This window comes from Azospirillum doebereinerae, assembly GCF_003989665.1.
In the GTDB taxonomy this organism is placed as follows: domain Bacteria; phylum Pseudomonadota; class Alphaproteobacteria; order Azospirillales; family Azospirillaceae; genus Azospirillum; species Azospirillum doebereinerae.
This window is the reverse complement of sequence record NZ_RZIJ01000102.1, coordinates 1-304: the sequence shown is the minus strand read 5'-3', so window position 1 is coordinate 304 and position 304 is coordinate 1. Positions and strand designations below refer to the sequence as shown.

Below are 304 nucleotides of genomic sequence, written 5' to 3'. Positions count from 1 at the left end.
TGCTGATCGTCAACGCGATGGCCTGATCCTCACTGCCCGAGGCCGCCGCCACGCTGAGCACCGGCGCGTCGGCCACCACGGCCACGTTGACCGTCAGCGCTTCGCTGTGGCTGGCCTGCGTGCCGTTCACCGACGCCGTCGCCGTCACGGTCAAGCCGAGGCTGCCGCTGAACTCGGCCGGCGGCGTCAGCGTCAGGCCCGAAAGCTGCGCGCCCGTCAGCGTCCACGTCCCGTCACCGTTGTCGCTGCCCGCCGACAGCACCGCCCCCGCCGGCACCCCGGCGATCACCACGCTGAGCACCTC

General features: G+C 72.7%; 1 protein-coding gene. It reads right to left on the bottom strand.

What is annotated here, in order from left to right; genetic code table 11:
• Positions 1-304: hypothetical protein (locus tag EJ913_RS32045; RefSeq protein ID WP_185910048.1), on the bottom strand; the 304-nt coding region annotated here is incomplete at both ends.